The sequence below is a fragment of the Roseateles oligotrophus genome (assembly GCF_025717515.1).
GTDB classification, from domain to species: domain Bacteria; phylum Pseudomonadota; class Gammaproteobacteria; order Burkholderiales; family Burkholderiaceae_C; genus Paucibacter_A; species Paucibacter_A oligotrophus.
On record NZ_JAJIRN010000004.1, the window covers coordinates 173,237 to 188,454 of the forward strand.

The following is a 15,218-nucleotide window of genomic DNA, read 5'->3' on the forward strand; positions in this document are numbered from 1 at the left end:
TTTTGACATGGCGTTTCGCGCATGTATCGAGTGCGAATCATGCGCCTTCCGCCAGCGCTGGTGAATGACTATCTTCTGGCCATGCGCTTGAACGACGGTCGCTTGAGCGGAACAGCAGGAGAAATCATGGACAGCAACACACTTGCAACATCGATGGCGGGGATCAAGTCGGCCTGGGGCCCGCTGAGCACCGAGGTGGTCGCCGCTTGCAGCAAGCAATTGGAGGCCTTGCTCAAAGCCCCCGCCAGCGAGGCTTGGTTGGCGGCGCTGCACCGGGATGGCCCGGCCAATCAGGAGCTCTACCGCGACCACGAACAGGGCTTCATGCTCCTGGCGCACACGGAAGCAACGGGGCTGTACAGGCCACCCCACGACCATGGCCGGGCTTGGGTTATCTACGCGGTGCAGCAAGGTGAAATCGAGATGAGCACCTATGCCCGCCTGGAGCAGCCGGACGGCATGGTTCGATTAGTGAAACGGGGCTCAACGCTGCTGCGGCCCGGTCATGTGCAGGCTTATCTGCCCGGAGACATCCATGACACCTGCTGCGTGAGCGGGCCCGCCTTGCTGTTTCGCTTCACCGAGCGCGACCTGAAGAAGGAGGACCAGCAAGCAAAGCAGGTGACGCGCTATGTCGAACGGGACGGCGTCTGGACCGAGGGCCTGCTGTGATCAGCGAGCCGCAGACCGAAGCGGCAAGCGCCGGGTTGCAGGGGCCAAGGCGTAAGGCGGCAATCGCCGCCGTGTTGGCGGCCATGGTGCTGGCGGTGCTTGACGCCGCGATCGCCAACGTCGCGCTGCCCAGCATGGCGCGGGCCCTGCAGGTGACGCCGGCCATCTCGGTCTGGATCATCACCGCCTACCAAACGGCCTTGGTGATGGGCCTTTTGCCCTGCGCCGCAATGGGCGAGAGCTTGGGCTATCGGCGGGTGTTCACGAGCGGCGTCGCGCTGTTCACGGTCGCGTCCGCCTTGTGCGCATTTGCCCCATCGCTGCCCTGGCTGGTCGCGGCGCGCTTTCTGCAGGGGCTCGGGGCAGCTGCCATCATGGCGCTGGGCATTGCGCTGCTGCGCCTGACCGTTCCCCCGCACTTGCTCGGCGCGGCCATCGGCTGGAACGCGCTCGCCGTGGCACTGTCTTCGGCGGCCGGTCCCACGGTCGGTGCAATGCTGCTGGCCTTGACGAGTTGGCCCTGGCTCTTCGCCTTGAACCTGCCTCTGGGTGGGCTGGTGCTGCTCGCGAGCCGTGCCTTGCCCGACCTCGCCGGCACGGCACGGCCGCTGGACCGCTTCAGTGTGGCGCTGAATGGCGCTGTCTTTGCGGCATTGGTGATAGGCGCCGAATTGCTGGTGGAGCGGCCTGCGCTGGCCGGCGCTCTGTTTGCCACGGCAGCGATCAGCCTAGCGGCGCTGATCCGCAGAGAGATGCCCAAGCCTGCGCCCTTGATTCCGCTCGACCTGCTGCGCGCGGGACCCTTCCACATCTCGGTGCTGGCTTCGGTCTTTTGCTTCGCCGGCATGACGATGGGCTTGCTGGCGCTACCTTTTTACTTGCAACACAGTCTCGGGCAGGGCACCCTGATGACCGGGCTTTACATGACGCCCTGGCCCTTGACCGTGGCAATCGCGGCCCCGTTAGCGGGCCATCTCGCCAATCGCATCTCGACCGCATGGCTGTGCGCTGCGGGCGGCGGCTGTCTTGCGCTGGGGCTCGCCGCTGCCGCGCTCTGGCCGCTGCAAGGCAGCGCCTTGAGCTTGCTGCCCTTCACCATCATGTGCGGCCTGGGCTTTGGCCTCTTTCAGGTACCGAACAACCGCAATATGTTGCTCGCGGCGCCACGCGAAAGAGCCGGCGCCGCAGGCGGCATGCAGGCGACCGCCCGGCTGGCCGGTCAAACCGCCGGTGGGGTTTTCATGACGCTGCTATTTACCCTCGCGTCGGGCGATTCCGCACCCAGACTCGGCCTCGGGATCGGGGCGGTGCTGACCTTGGTGGCGGGTCTCGTCAGCCTGCTGCGGGTGAAACCTGCGCTTATCGCGGCATAAGGGGGCTTGAAAGCTTGCCACTCGCCCATATAATTCGATTGCTAGCACTCAACTCAAGCGAGTGCTAACGATCCAAGAAGCCCGGTTTGGCCGGTCAACGCGGATCTCGAAAATCCCCAATCGGGGCGTCCGGCCTGTCCGAATGCCTCGAACCAAAGTGTCGAAACTCTCTAGGAGAAGTGATGAATTTGCGTCCTCTGCACGATCGTGTGATCGTTAAACGTCTCGAGCAAGAAACCAAGACTGCCTCGGGCATCTTCATCCCTGACGCAGCGGCCGAAAAGCCCGATCAAGGCGAAGTGCTGGCCGTCGGTAACGGCAAGCGCAATGACCGCGGCGACCTGATCGCCCTGAACGTCAAGGTCGGTGACCGCGTTTTGTTCGGCAAGTACAGCGGCCAGACCGTCAAGATCGACGGTAACGAGCTCCTCGTCATGCGCGAAGAAGACCTCTTCGCTGTGGTCGAGAAGTAAAGCTACTGCGCGACGCGCTGGCGTCGTTGGGCGAATGCTCGGAATCCTCACGTACAGGAAGTACGTTCCGGTTCCTGCGCTTCGCCCGCTTAGCCAGCACGACGCTCGCTACGCTTTTCTTCCCAACAATTGATTTGGCAAGCAAAAGCGTAGTTCTTATTCAAGATTTGGAGAAATTTCATGGCAGCAAAAGACGTAATTTTCGGCGGCGAAGCACGTGCCCGCATGGTTGAAGGCGTGAACATCTTGGCCAACGCGGTCAAGGTCACACTGGGCCCCAAGGGTCGCAATGTGGTGTTGGAGCGCTCGTACGGCGCCCCTACCGTGACCAAGGACGGTGTGTCCGTGGCCAAGGAAGTCGAACTCAAAGACAAGCTGCAGAATATGGGCGCTCAGATGGTCAAGGAAGTTGCTTCCAAGACCTCCGACAACGCCGGTGACGGCACCACCACCGCGACCGTGCTGGCACAAGCCATCGTGCGCGAAGGCATGAAGTATGTGGCCGCCGGCATGAACCCGATGGACCTGAAGCGCGGTATCGACAAGGCGGTTGCCGCTCTGGTCGTCGAGCTGAAGAAGGCTTCGAAGGCCACCACGACTTCCAAGGAAATCGCGCAAGTTGGCTCGATCTCGGCCAATAGCGACGAGTCGATCGGCAAGATCATCGCCGACGCGATGGACAAGGTCGGCAAAGAAGGCGTCATCACCGTCGAAGACGGCAAGTCGCTGGACAACGAGCTGGACGTCGTCGAAGGCATGCAATTCGACCGCGGCTACCTGAGCCCTTACTTCATCAACAACCCAGAGAAGCAAGCCGCTCTGTTGGACAACCCTTTCGTGCTGCTGTACGACAAGAAGATCTCCAACATCCGTGACCTGCTGCCGACGCTGGAGCAAGTCGCCAAGTCGGGCCGTCCACTGCTGATCATTGCAGAAGACGTCGAAGGCGAAGCCCTGGCAACGCTGGTGGTCAACACCATCCGCGGCATCCTGAAGGTTGTGGCCGTCAAGGCTCCAGGTTTTGGCGATCGCCGCAAGGCCATGCTGGAAGACATCGCCATCCTGACCGGCGGCAAGGTCATCGCCGAAGAAGTCGGCCTGACACTGGAGAAGGTCACTTTGGCCGATCTGGGCCAAGCCAAGCGCGTCGAAGTGGGCAAGGAAAACACCACCATCATCGACGGCCTGGGCGCTGCTGCCGACATCGAAGCACGTGTCAAGCAAGTGCGTATCCAGATCGAAGAAGCGACCAGCGACTACGACCGTGAAAAGCTGCAAGAGCGCGTGGCCAAGCTGGCCGGCGGTGTTGCACTGATCAAGGTTGGCGCTGCGACCGAAGTCGAAATGAAGGAAAAGAAGGCCCGCGTTGAAGACGCCCTGCACGCTACCCGCGCTGCTGTGGAAGAAGGCATCGTGGCCGGTGGTGGCGTGGCTCTGCTGCGCGCCAAGCAAGCTGCAGGCACCATCGTTGGCGCCAACGCCGACCAAGACGCCGGCATCAAGCTGGTGTTGAAGGCGATCGAAGCGCCACTGCGCGAGATCGTTTACAACGCCGGTGGCGAAGCCAGCGTTGTGGTGAATGCAGTGTTGGCCGGTTCGGGCAACTACGGTTTCAACGCTGCCAATGACAGCTACGGCGACATGATCGAAATGGGCATCCTGGACCCAACCAAGGTGACACGCACTGCACTGCAGAACGCCGCTTCGGTGGCTTCGCTGATGTTGACAACCGAGTGCATGATTGCCGAATCCGCCAAGGAAGAAGCACCTGCAGGCGGCGGCATGGGCGGCGGCATGGGTGGTATGGGCGGCATGGGCGATATGGGCATGTAATGCCTCGCCTCAAAGCCTAAGCGCTTTGAAAAAAAACCCGAAAGGGGCCGCAGCGATGCGGTCCCTTTTTTTCGTTTATAACGAATGCGTTGAATAGTGCCCACAGTAAGCAGCGGCGACAAAGAACCAGACATTCATAATTGCAAACCAAGGCTGTGCACTCGCCCCACCCGCTATAGCCGACCCACACCAGCCTGATTCCGCCCATGTCTGCTGCACTCTCTTTGCAATCGCTGCTGAATGAAGTCCGACTCGAAACGCCGGGGCTGAGCCGCGAGTTGCTGAATGCCATCCAGGCCGAGCTGGACGCAAACACCAAGCATTTCCCGCTGCTGGAAGGCTGGCGTCGGATGCGCGGCCGCTTCGCGGCTGACTTTGAGCGCGCCATGCTGCCGCTGCTGGAAACAGCCGGACTCGGCCAAGAGCCCTTGGAGCGCCGCGCGCCTGCCAACCTGGACGCGCTAAGCCTGGTCGACGAACGTCAGGCCTTGCAGGATGTGGCGATCGCCCATGTCATCCAGGCCATCGAGGATGGCAGCGGGCCCGAACTGCATCAGCTTAGTAATTTCTTTGCCGCGCTGCGTGGCACGGCGCGTGCCCGCAAGAATGAAAACCCGCTTCGCGCCGCCTTGTTCGCGCAGGCCTTGTTGGTGGCCCTGTCCAGCGTCGAAATGGAGCCTCAACACCGTTATGACCTGATGCGCGTGGCCGCCACGCCGATGGCGCCAGCCTTGCACCGCATCTACTCAACGCTGTGCGCCCGGCTGCGCGCGGCCGAGCTGAGTCAGATGGTGTCCAGCCATGCGGCCCGCGCGCAAGACCACGATATTGCACAACGCATTGCACAGGGGCGACGCAATACGGAACCCGCCACCTTGGACGGCCTGGCTCGCCGTGTCCAAGAACACAACACACGACCAACAACCCTGCAAACACCCACGGTGGGCGCGCCGACACCGATCTTCATTGCCGGCCCCGGCCCCGACCTGCTGAGCCGTTTGTATGAGCAAATTCTGGCCGACCCTCGTCTGCTGCCAGCAATGAAGGCATTGCTGGCGCGGCTGCAGGTGGCCGTTGTGCGACTGGCCCGCCACGACAGCAATCTGCTGCATCGGCAAGACCACCCGACTTGGGCCTTGCTGAACCGTGTGGCGGCACATGGCATGGCCTTCGAGCGCGCCGATGATGAGCGCCTGCTGGCGTTTCTGCGTTTCATGACGGCCGAAACTCAGTCATTGATCGAGGCCCCAATTCCTGTTGCGGCACAGTTTCAACAGGTATTGAAGCGGGTTGAAAGCCACTTGAGCAGTCAAGCCCAGCAACGCAGCGAGCGCAGTGCCTTGGCACTGGCCTCACTGGAGCGGGAACAAAAGCGCACACAATGGCTGCGCCTGTTGCGCGAACAAATCACGGCACAAATCGCCGATGCGCCCTTGGGCCCCGAACTGCGCCAGTTTTTGCAAACTGACTGGGTCGAAGTGATCGTGCAGGCGATGGTGCTGCATGGGCAAACTTCGCAGCAGGCCTTGGCAGGCATCGAGTGGGTGGATCATCTGCTGGCCAGCCTGCACAAGCCGGACGGCGAGCGCGGGCAACAACAACTGCGCATGGCGCTGCCCGACTTGATCGCGCAGCTGCGCAGCGGATGCGATGCCATCGCGTTGAGCGAAGACAAGCGCGAGCCGGTACTGCAGGAACTGATGCTGCAGCATGGCCGAATTTTGCGAGGACTCCCGGCCTTGAGCGAAACTGCCGCAAGGCATGTCGCAACACATGCAGCGACCAGCTCCACAGCCGAGCCAAGCCCCGAGGAATTGCTGCAACACCTGTTGACCGAGCGAGAAAGCCAGCTGCCGGAGCATTGGGCTCATACCAAGGTCGACCGAGCTCAACTGCCGACGGTGGCCATGCAGTTATTTGATCAACATGACCACGATGCCTCAATGGCGGCGGTATCCAACTGGATAGCCGGCCAGCGCGTCGGCAGCTGGTATCACCTATTCATTCAAAGCGAATGGCTGACGGCGCAGATCGCCTGGATCAGTGACTCCGAGCAGTTCTACCTCTTCATCGGCCAAGACGCAGACCAGCGCCACACGCTGACGCGCGGCGCGGTGGAGCGACTGCTGGCGAATGGCCTGATCACCGCTTTGGACGACGACAGCCTGGTCCAGCATGCCGTCGACTCGCTGATGCAGGATCTTCAGAGCGAGGCCTAACTGGAATTCCGCTCGGCCTCAGCAGCGCCATCGCCGCCGCCCGCCTTGACGGGAGGGTGAACCCAGCAATGCAGGATCTGCGCCGCCTTGCCCACGCCCTGCTTCTTGAGGGCAGAAAACAACATCACCGTGATGTCGGATTCGGCGCTGGCGTTCTCGGCCAAGAAGGCGCGTGTGCCGAACAAGGCTGCATCGGCATCTTTGCGGTTTAGCTTGTCGGCCTTGGTCAGCAAGACCAGCAACTTGATCTCGCCGGTACGCACGCGCGGCGTCACGAACTCCAGCAACTGCTTGTCGAGGTCGGTCAGGCCCAGGCGCGAATCGACCATCAGCACCACGCCGGAAAGGCTGCGGCGCACTTCCAGATAGTCGGCCATCACCTTTTGCCAGCGCAGCTTGGCCGAGCGCGCCACCGCCGCGTAGCCATAGCCGGGCAAGTCGGCAAACCAGGCGTCGGCCTCGTCCTTGGGGCCGAGCTCGAACAAATTGATATGCTGCGTGCGGCCCGGCGTCTTGGACGCAAAAGCAAGCCGTTTTTGCTGAGCCAGCGTGTTGATCGCGGTGGACTTGCCGGCATTGGAGCGCCCGACAAACGCAATTTCGGGCAACTCATTGGCCGGCAAATGCACCAACTCGCTGGCGGTGGTCAGAAAACGGGCCGTGTGGGTCCATCCCAACACCACTTTTTCCGTCGGAGTTGTCTCAATTTCCGCAGAATGCTGCGACACAGATGGGGTGTTGGTCATGGATTATTCTGGCTGAATGGATTGCCATTGTAAAATCTTAAAGTTGCGCTTACCGAATCTATAAATTCATGACTAAGACTGCCGCTTTTCTGACATCTAGCCTTATGGGCATTTTTGGCCTTTTGCTTGCTTCCGCCGCCGCGGCGAATGAAGCCCACGCCCCGGCCAAGCCCGATCTGGTCAAGGGTCAAGCCACCTCGACTCAGGTCTGCGCGGCCTGCCACACGGCCGACGGTTCGCGCGGTAGCCCCGCCAACCCAATCCTGCAAGGCCAGCACCCGCAGTACTTGGCCAAGCAATTGACCGAATTCAAGTCGGGTCAACGCAAAAACCCCGTCATGCAGGGCATGGCCGCGATGCTGTCGGAAGAAGACGTCAAGAACGTTGCCGCTTTCTATGCATCCAAGCAAGCCAAGCCAGGATTTGCCAAAGACGCAGGCTTGGTTGCTTTAGGTGAGCGGATTTACCGCGGCGGCATTGCCGACCGCCAGATCCCTGCCTGCGCAGCCTGCCACAGCCCCAATGGCGCCGGCATCCCGGCCCAATATCCGCGCTTGGCCGGTCAGCACAGCGACTACACCGAATCGCAGCTGAATGCCTTCCGCTCCGGCAGTCGCGCCAACAGCTTGCAAATGAACGGTGTGGCCGCCAAGATGAATGACCGCGAAATCAAGGCCGTCTCCGACTACATCGCTGGTCTGCGCTGAAACGCCGGTCCAAGGGCCTAGCCGCTATCTGGCTTTAAATCTGCAAAAGGCCGGTGAAACTCACCGGCCTTTTTTCTTGCCGTCCTGCACCGTACCCGATGTCCTCCGACACTAGCCCCATGAGTGAGTCCCCCAGCAGCCCACCGGCCCGACCGCGCAATAGCGTCGCCAGTGAAGCGCTTGATTTGCTGTCGTCGATGCGCTTTGCGATCGCCCTGCTGACGGTAATTTGCATCGCATCCACCATTGGTACAGTGGTCAAACAGCGCGAGCCGCTGAGCAACTATGTGAATCAATTCGGCCCGTTCTGGGCCGATGTATTTGGCAAGTTCGACCTCTATACCGTCTACGGTGCCTGGTGGTTCTTGCTGATACTGGCGTTTTTGGTGATCTCGACCAGCCTGTGCATTGCCCGCAATGCACCCAAGATCATCCATGACCTGAAGAACTTCAAGGAGCATGTGCGCGAGCAATCCTTGCAGTCTTTTCACCACAAGGCGCTCGGACATATCGCCATAGGACCCGAGGTGGCCTTGAGTCAGGTGAGCGCCTATTTGGCGAACAATGGCTGGAAGACCCGTGTGCAAGCACGCGAACGGGGCGTGATGGTCGCCGCTCGCAAGGGTGCGACCAACAAGATTGGCTATTTGGCGGCCCATTCTTCGATCGTGCTGATTTGCCTGGGCGGCCTGCTCGACGGCGATTTGCTGGTGCGCGCGCTGATGTGGGCGCAGAACAAGACGATTTATCAGGGCGGCGGCTTGATCAGCGAGGTCAAGCCCGAGCACCGTCTGCCCACCAGCAATCCGAGCTTTCGCGGCAATCTGATGGTGCCGGAAGGCGGCCGCGCCGCCACCGCCATTTTGAGCATGCCCAACGGCGTGGTATTGCAAGACCTGCCCTTTGATGTCGAGCTGCAGAAGTTCATCGTCGAGTACTACGACACCGGCATGCCCAAGCTGTTTGCCAGCGAAATCAGCATCCGCGACCACGAAACCGGCGCCGTCACGCAGGCCTTGGTCAAGGTCAACGAGCCGGCCTTTCACCGCGGCATCGCCATCTATCAAAGCAGCTTCGAGGATGGCGGGTCCGACCTCAAGTTGCTGGCCCAGCCGATGGGCAAGGCCGGCGCCGGCGGCGGCGGCAATAGCAACAAGCCATTCATCATCGAAGGCCGGGTCGGCGGCAGCACCGAGCTGAAGAGCGAGGCACAAAGTCTGAAGCTGGAATTTGCCGGCCTGCGCGTGATCAACGTCGAGAACCTCGGCGGCAGCCCTTCAGCGAACGGCGGCACCGATGTGCGTAAAGTTGATCTGGTCAATTCGCTACAAAGCCATATGGGCAGCGGCGCCAAGACCCGTACGGACAAAGAGTTACGCAATGTCGGGCCCTCATTCAGCTACCGGCTGCGCGACGCATCCGGCCAGGCGCGCGAGTTCAACAACTATATGGCGCCGGTCGAATTGGACGGGCAGCGCGTCTTCCTGGCCGGCGTGCGCGAATCGGCCTCCGAGGCCTTCCGCTATTTGCGCATTCCGGCCGACGAGAAAATGAGCATGGACGGCTGGCTGCAGCTGCGCCAGGCCTTGCTGGACCCGGCCGAGCGCGAGCGTGCCGCCAAACGCTATGCCGAAGCGGCGACACCCGCCGACAAGCCACAGATGACGCCCCAGTTGCAGGCCACCGCGCGCCGCGCACTGGGTTTGTTTGCCGGGGCCGAAGGCGTCAAGCCAGGGGCAGAAGGCTCGACGGCGATGCCCGGTGGCCTGCCAGCCTTGTCACAGTTCATCGAGAGTGAAGTGCCCGAGGCCGAGCGACAGCGCGTGTCAGAGGTGCTATTGCGCATTCTGAACGGCAGTCTGTTTGAGCTCTACAAACAGAGTCGCCAACAGGCCGGCTTGGACGCGCCCGCTTCGGATGCCGCCACGCAAACCTTTATGACCCAGTCGGTGTTGGCGCTGTCGGACAGCATGTTCTACCCGGCGCCGGTGCTCTTGCAATTGGATGAATTCAAGCAAGTGCAGGCCAGTGTCTTTCAGGTGACCCGTGCACCCGGACAAAAACTGGTCTATCTTGGTGCCATCCTGCTGATCATCGGCGTATTCGCTATGCTCTACATCAAGGAACGCAGGCTATGGCTGTGGCTTGAAGCTGCGCCGGGTCAAGGCGAGGCGACGCGAATCCGCATGGCCTTGTCCAGCAGCCGCGAAACACCCGATACCGCGACCGAATTTGCACAGCTCAAGCAAGATATTTTGAAGGACAGCGTATGAATAGCGCGACCCACGGCGGCGCCCCCGGCATCAAGCTCACAACACCCGGCGCACAAGGCTTCTTCAAGGGCCGCGATGTGTTCGACTGGCTGTTCGCGGCGCTGATCATTGCCGGCGTTCTGTTCGCCTTCTCTCGCTATGGCGCCTCGATGGACGGCTACGAAAAGGGCATCCTGACCTTCGCGATGCCATCCTTGATCGCGCTCGGCTGGTTCTGGCGACCGTTACGCCTGCTGGTGGTCTTGGCCGGCGCGGCCAGCCTCTTGGCCATCAACCTCTATGGCCAGCACAGCGATGCCTTTGGCGCCGACTTGGCCGCGGCCGACAAGGTCTTCTGGCTCAAGTACATGCTGTCCAGCCAGAGTGCCATTTTGTGGATGAGCCTGCTGTTCTTCATGAGCACCTTGTTCTATTGGGGCGGCTTCTTCGTCAAGAGCGGTGAGAGCAGCGCGGCCGAAGTCATAGGCTCCAAACTGGCCTGGGGCGCCGTCTTCATGGCCTTGGTCGGCACCATGGTGCGCTGGTTCGAAAGCCACCAGATCGGCCCCGACATCGGCCATATTCCGGTCAGCAATCTGTACGAAGTGTTCGTGCTGTTCAGCTGGATGACGGCGCTGTTCTATCTCTATTACGAAGCCCGTTTCAAGACCCGGGCTTTAGGCGCCTATGTGATGCTGGTGATCAGCGCGGCGGTCAGCTTCCTGCTCTGGTACACGGTGGCGCGCGAGGCGCATGAAATCCAGCCGCTGGTGCCCGCCTTGCAAAGCTGGTGGATGAAGATTCACGTGCCCGCCAATTTCGTCGGCTACGGCACCTTTGCCCTGGCCGCGATGGTGGCAATGGCCTATCTGCTCAAAACCGCTTCGCAGCGCGCGTTGTTGATAGGCCTGATCGGCCTGCCGGCCGGCTTGATCGCCGCGATCTTGGCGGCGCGCTTCTTTGCCGCCGACCTGTCGCCCGAGACGATTCAAGGCCTTGATGGCTGGGCCCGCAAGATGGGTGGCCTGCTCTTGTTCTTCGGCCTGTGCGTGAGCCTGCGCAAGCAGTTGACCGCCCGCCTGCCCGCGCTGCCCTTGCTGGAGGACCTGATGTACAAGGCGATTGCGCTGGGCTTTGCGTTCTTCACCATCGCCACCATACTCGGCGCCTTCTGGGCCGCCGAAGCCTGGGGAGGCTATTGGAGCTGGGACCCGAAAGAAACCTGGGCGCTGATCGTCTGGCTCAATTACGCGGCCTGGCTGCATATGCGCCTGATGAAGGGCCTGCGCGGCATGGTCTCGGCCTGGTGGGCACTGAGTGGCTTGGTGGTGACGACCTTTGCCTTCCTGGGCGTCAATATGTTTTTGTCGGGCCTGCACTCTTACGGCACCTTGTAAGCCGAGCATGGCGACCCTGCTGCGCACCGTCTGCTCACTCTTGTTCTTGAGTGCGGCAGCATCGGCCAGCGGGGCCGACCCGGTACGCATCGCCACCGGAGAGCTGCCGCCCTACGCGACCGAATCGCGCCCCGACCAAGGCATTGCGCTGGCCATCGTGCGGCGCGCCTTCGAGTTGGGCGGCCACAAGGTCGAATTTCACTTTCAACCCTGGTCACGCGCACAGATGGAGACCAAGGCCGGCCTCTGGGACGCGTCCGCGCATTGGGGCGCGTCGGCCGAGCGGCGCCGCGATTTTTTGCTCAGCGACAACATCCTGACCGAGCAATGGGTGATCGTGCACCGCAAGAGCACCCCGCTGCAGTGGACGCAGCTCAGCGACCTGCGCCCCTACACGCTGGGCTATATCGCCGACTACACCTATACCCCCGAGTTCTGGGCCTTGATACGCAGCAAAGAGCTGCGCAGCGACAAGACGCCCAACGATTTGATCGGCCTGCGCAAGATGAAGCTAGCACGTATTGATGCGATGCCGATGGAGCGCAATGTCGCCTGCGACCTGCTCAAGCGCAATTTCACCACCGCCGAAGCGGACGAGTTTGCCGCGCATCCGCGCTTGCTGACCGACGCCTTCACCACTCACCTGATCCTGCCGCCTCAGCGGCCGCGCAGCGCCGGCTTGCTGGCCGACTTCAACCGGGGCTTGAAAGCCTTGCGAGACAGCGGCGAACACGCACGGCTCTTGCAAACCGTGCAATGCCCGCCGACTTGGGCCAATAGCGCGCCGGCCGCCCGCTGACAAGATTTCTTTCGAGCGCGTAAGTTTTTTGCGATTGCTGCGACAGATAACAAATGCCAGCCAACAACATCAAGAAGGTTATTCCATGTCCAGCAAAAACCTGATCATTCCCGCCTCTGAAATCACCCCTCAAGCCGCCTATGAAGATCGGCGCCAATGGCTGCGCCTGATGGCCAGCGGCGCGGCCGGCACGGCACTGGCGACCTGGGCGGGCCGCGAAGCGCTGGCTCAAACGCCCGGCGGTGGCAAATTGGCCAAGCTGCCCGGCGCGCGCAGCGCGGTGGCCGGCGGCTTGGTCCTGGAAAAGCCGACCAGCTACCAGGACGCCAGCAGCTACAACAATTACTACGAGTTCGGCACCGACAAGGCCGACCCGGCGCGCACCGCCGGCACGCTCAAGACCAAGCCTTGGACCGTCAGCGTCGAGGGCGAAGTCGGCAAGCCCGGCGTCTTCGATTTGGACAGCCTGCTCAAGCTCAGCCCCATGGAAGAGCGCATCTACCGACTGCGCTGCGTAGAGGGTTGGTCGATGGTGATCCCTTGGGTCGGCTACTCGCTGGCCGAGCTGATCAAAAAGGTCGAGCCGAACTCCAAGGCCAAGTTCATTGAATTCACCACGCTGGCCGACAAGGCCCAAATGCCCGGCCTGCGCGGCGGCTCGCTCGACTGGCCCTATGTCGAAGGCCTGCGTATCGACGAAGCCATGCATCCGCTGACGCTCCTGGCCTTCGGCATGTATGGCGAGGTCTTGCCGAACCAGAACGGCGCGCCGGTGCGCCTGGTCGTGCCGTGGAAATACGGCTTCAAGTCGGCCAAGTCCCTCGTCAAGATCCGCTTTGTCGAAAAACAGCCGACCAGCAGTTGGACCAAAGCGGCGCAGCAGGAGTATGGTTTTTATTCCAACGTCAACCCGCAGGTCGATCACCCGCGCTGGAGCCAGGCCACCGAGCGCCGCATCGGCGAAGACGGCTTGTTCGCCAAGAAGCGACCAACGCTGATGTTCAATGGCTATGCCGAGCAGGTGAGCTCGCTGTATGCCGGCATGGATCTGAAGCGGAATTTCTGAGATGGCGCGCCGCTCGCTCTGGCTGCATCCCGCCGCCAAGCCCGCCTTGTTCCTGATTTGCCTCCTACCGCTGGCCTATCTGGTCTGGGCCGCCGTGAACAACCAACTCGGCGCCAACCCGGCCGAGGCCTTGATTCGGCGCTTGGGCGACTGGAGCCTGCGCGCCTTGTGCCTGACGCTCGCGATCACACCGCTGCGCCAGCAGTTCAATCTGCCGGCGCTGGCGCGTTTTCGTCGCATGCTGGGCCTGTTCACTTTTTTCTATGCCTCGCTGCATCTGCTGTCTTACGCTTGGCTGGATATGGGCCTGGAGCCGGTCGACATCGCCAAAGACATCGCCAAACGGCCCTTCATCCTGATGGGCTTCAGCGCCTGGGCCTTGTTGCTGCCGCTGGCCGCCACTTCCTTCAACCGTGCGATCAAGTCGCTCGGTGCCAAGCGCTGGCAGATGCTGCACAAGGCCGTCTACGCGATCGCGGTGATTGCGATGCTGCACTTCATCTGGATGCGTGCCGGCAAGCAGAACTTTGGCGAACCGGCAATCTACGGCACCGTCTTGGCGCTGCTGCTGGGCTGGCGTATTCAGAAGGCTTGGCGGCGAGCGCCGGCGCTGGCCGGCCGGATCTGAAAAACCCGCGCCGCACCGGCTTTGGCGCGGGCTGGGATAATCGCCGGTTTTCCGGACCCAAGCCAACGCCCCATGCCCAACACAATGCCGTCCTCAAAAGTTGACGTCGCCATCATTGGTGGCGGGCCGGCCGGCTGCAGCGCTGCGTCCTGGTTGCATCAACTGGGCCTGAGCGTCGTGCTGATCGAGCGCGAGCCCCAGCTTTGCGCCGCCTTGCAAACGCTGCAGTTCGGGCAGGATTGGGTCTTGGGTGCGCCGGGCCAAAACCTCGCCACCCTGGGCCAGCAATACGCGCGCCACATCGAGAGTTTGGCCGCCATCCAGGTCTTGCTCGGGCGCAGCAGCAATCATCTGGACTGGAGCGCGGCCGAGGGCTGGCGCTTGCAACTCGATGATGGCCGCGGGCTGAACGCCCGCACGCTGATTTTGGCCACCGGGCAGAAGCCGCTGCGCCCGGAGGCTTTCTTCCCGACTGGCGCTGCCCCGAATGCCCGGCTGATGGATGCCTTGAGCCTGACCGCTTGCCGCGAGCATTTGCCGGCCGGCCGCATATTGCTGCTGGGCGGTGGCGACAACGCGGTCGAGAACGCCTTGTTCTTGCAAGCGCGCGGCCATCAGGTCACGCTCTGGTCACGCAGCGACTGGCGTGCCCAGCAAGGGCTGGTCGAGCGACTCCAGGCCCAAACAAGCGGCCTGAGCCTGCGCCCTCGCAGCGCGATGCCCAGCCGCTTGAGCGCCGACGACCAAGGCGTGAGCGTGCAATCGCAACAGTTCGGCGCCGAGCGCTTCGACCATGTGGCGGTGCTGCTGGGTTTCGAGGCCGAACCGAGCGCCTGGTTGCTGGTCGGCGACGCGCTGCAACGCGCCGGCGTCACCGCGCCCTCGCATCCCTTCCGTGATGAGCCGCGATTTGCGCCGCTGGGCCTGTTTGTGGCGGGCGACACCAGCGGCCGCCAACACCCCAGCGTGCAAACCGCCTTGGGCGACGGCGTCGTCGCGGCCAAAGCGGTGGAAGCATTCTTGCGCCCGCTGGGCGAGGGCCAACCCTCACCG

12 protein-coding genes and 1 pseudogene are annotated in these 15,218 nt (G+C 62.1%); 12 read left to right on the plus strand and 1 reads right to left on the minus strand.

Features of this window, described 5'->3' with window-relative positions:
* Positions 1-39 precede the first annotated feature (39 nt).
* The 5 genes from LNV07_RS09875 to LNV07_RS09895 all read left to right on the plus strand — a co-directional run bounded on the left by LNV07_RS09875 (position 40) and on the right by LNV07_RS09895 (position 6,570).
* A complete protein-coding gene (locus LNV07_RS09875; RefSeq protein ID WP_263570998.1) occupies positions 40-672 on the plus strand; it encodes a cupin domain-containing protein in 633 nt (210 codons plus the stop codon).
* Entirely contained in the window at positions 669-2,045 is a 1,377-nt protein-coding gene (locus LNV07_RS09880) for an MFS transporter (RefSeq protein WP_263570999.1), read from the plus strand. Before LNV07_RS09875 ends, LNV07_RS09880 begins: the two co-directional genes overlap by 4 nt.
* Positions 2,046-2,227: 182 nt before the next feature.
* Complete coding sequence (gene groES, locus LNV07_RS09885; protein WP_263534656.1) at positions 2,228-2,518, plus strand: co-chaperone GroES; 291 nt, start codon at positions 2,228-2,230, stop codon at positions 2,516-2,518.
* A 180-nt stretch (positions 2,519-2,698) separates the two neighbouring features.
* The gene (groL, locus tag LNV07_RS09890; protein WP_263571000.1) at positions 2,699-4,351 is read left to right on the plus strand and encodes a chaperonin GroEL; all 1,653 of its coding nucleotides are present in this window, start codon (positions 2,699-2,701) and stop codon (positions 4,349-4,351) included.
* A gap of 206 nt (positions 4,352-4,557) precedes the next feature.
* The gene (locus tag LNV07_RS09895) at positions 4,558-6,570 is read left to right on the plus strand and encodes a DUF1631 domain-containing protein (RefSeq protein ID WP_263571001.1); all 2,013 of its coding nucleotides are present in this window, start codon (positions 4,558-4,560) and stop codon (positions 6,568-6,570) included.
* Here the strand turns inward: LNV07_RS09895 and yihA are convergent.
* Positions 6,567-7,316, minus strand: a complete 750-nt coding sequence (gene yihA, locus LNV07_RS09900) for a ribosome biogenesis GTP-binding protein YihA/YsxC (RefSeq protein ID WP_263571002.1) — start codon at positions 7,314-7,316, stop codon at positions 6,567-6,569. The two genes, LNV07_RS09895 and yihA, sit on opposite strands and share 4 nt — an antisense overlap.
* A gap of 104 nt (positions 7,317-7,420) precedes the next feature.
* On the opposite strand from yihA, the gene LNV07_RS09905 reads away from it, so the two are divergent.
* The 7 genes and pseudogenes from LNV07_RS09905 to LNV07_RS09935 form a co-directional block, all read left to right on the plus strand.
* Positions 7,421-8,023, plus strand: coding sequence for a c-type cytochrome (locus tag LNV07_RS09905; protein WP_397545555.1), 603 nt, complete (start codon positions 7,421-7,423; stop codon positions 8,021-8,023).
* A 119-nt stretch (positions 8,024-8,142) separates the two neighbouring features.
* Entirely contained in the window at positions 8,143-10,296 is a 2,154-nt protein-coding gene (locus tag LNV07_RS09910; protein ID WP_263571004.1) for a cytochrome c biogenesis protein ResB, read from the plus strand.
* A complete protein-coding gene (gene ccsB / locus LNV07_RS09915; RefSeq protein WP_263571005.1) occupies positions 10,293-11,672 on the plus strand; it encodes a c-type cytochrome biogenesis protein CcsB in 1,380 nt (459 codons plus the stop codon). The genes LNV07_RS09910 and ccsB overlap by 4 nt, the downstream gene beginning before the upstream one ends.
* A 7-nt stretch (positions 11,673-11,679) precedes the next feature.
* On the plus strand, positions 11,680-12,471 hold the full coding sequence (locus tag LNV07_RS09920; RefSeq protein ID WP_263571006.1) for a substrate-binding periplasmic protein: 792 nt from the start codon (positions 11,680-11,682) through the stop codon (positions 12,469-12,471).
* Positions 12,472-12,556: 85 nt separating this feature from the next.
* Positions 12,557-13,537, plus strand: coding sequence for a protein-methionine-sulfoxide reductase catalytic subunit MsrP (gene msrP / locus LNV07_RS09925; RefSeq protein ID WP_263571007.1), 981 nt, complete (start codon positions 12,557-12,559; stop codon positions 13,535-13,537).
* 1 nt (position 13,538) lies between these two features.
* A complete protein-coding gene (locus LNV07_RS09930; protein ID WP_263571008.1) occupies positions 13,539-14,165 on the plus strand; it encodes a protein-methionine-sulfoxide reductase heme-binding subunit MsrQ in 627 nt (208 codons plus the stop codon).
* 84 nt (positions 14,166-14,249) lie between these two features.
* Positions 14,250-15,134, plus strand: a pseudogene (locus LNV07_RS09935) (NAD(P)/FAD-dependent oxidoreductase); the annotation flags it as partial.
* Positions 15,135-15,218 lie beyond the last annotated feature (84 nt).